This window comes from Variovorax sp. P4_D9 (genome assembly GCF_056401695.1).
The window spans coordinates 1-897 of sequence record NZ_JBFUIU010001606.1 but is presented as its reverse complement, the minus strand read 5'-3'; the positions used below and the strand labels follow the sequence as shown (position 1 = coordinate 897).

The 897-nt window shown below is 62.1% G+C and carries 1 protein-coding gene and 1 pseudogene; both read left to right on the top strand.

Annotated features, from left to right (window positions below):
• Positions 1 to 306, top strand: a 306-nt coding sequence (locus AC1DY5_RS57220; RefSeq protein WP_478122972.1) for a transposase, incomplete at its 5' end; no start/stop codon positions are given.
• A 176-nt stretch (positions 307 to 482) separates the two neighbouring features.
• A pseudogene (locus AC1DY5_RS57215) lies at positions 483 to 897 on the top strand (hypothetical protein); the annotation flags it as partial.

The window sequence follows — 897 nt, the reverse complement described above, 5'->3', positions numbered from 1 at the left end:
CGCCATGCCGAGGAATTCATCGTGATGGTCATGGACCAAGCTGGCTGGCATCTGGCGGGTCAACTCGCGGTGCCGGCTCACATGCGACTGATCTACCTGCCTGCGTACAGCCCCGAACTCAACCCAGCCGAGCATCTGTGGGAGGCGATTCGCGAGGACTGCTTTGCCAACCATGTCTTCGCCGACCTCGACGCTGTCGAACGCGCCCTCACGACAGGGCTGGTGGCGCTCGAATCAAATCACGAGAGAACCCGATCAATGACCGGATTTGGTTGGATATCTTCTATATCTTTGAACGCAAATTAGTATGAGCGGTGCCGGCGGCGCTGACCCACTCCCGACAGGTGTGCGGTCGAGAAGCGTTCCGTCCGCGCGCGAGACAATGAAGGGTAGTACCTGAGCGCTGGTCGGTCGGGTAACCCCCGAGGAATAGTGTTGCTGCCCAAACGTACGCTATTGGCCGCTTCACCGGAGAACTGCAAATGCGCCGCACCCATCGCCTGATGTATGTCGTCTCGGCCGCGTCTGTGGCCGCCCTTGTCGTGTCCTGCGCCTCCACGCCGAAGACCGGACCGATGAGCTTCTTCGTGACCAGCGTGAATCCGGGCGACGGCGCCAATCTGGGCGGCCTAGCGGGTGCGGATGCGCATTGCCAGAAGCTGGCGTCAGCCGTCGGTGCGGGAAATCGCACGTGGCGCGCCTACCTCAGCACGGGCTTCATCCCGCCCAGCACAGCCGCAGTGCACGCGCGCGACCGCATCGGCAATGGCCCGTGGTTCAACCAGAAGGGCGTGCTCATCGCAAGCAACGTCGCCGAACTGCATGGCGACAAGAACAACGTCAACAAGGAAACCGCGCTGAGCGAGAAGGGCACAGTGGCGAACGACCGCTCCAAAC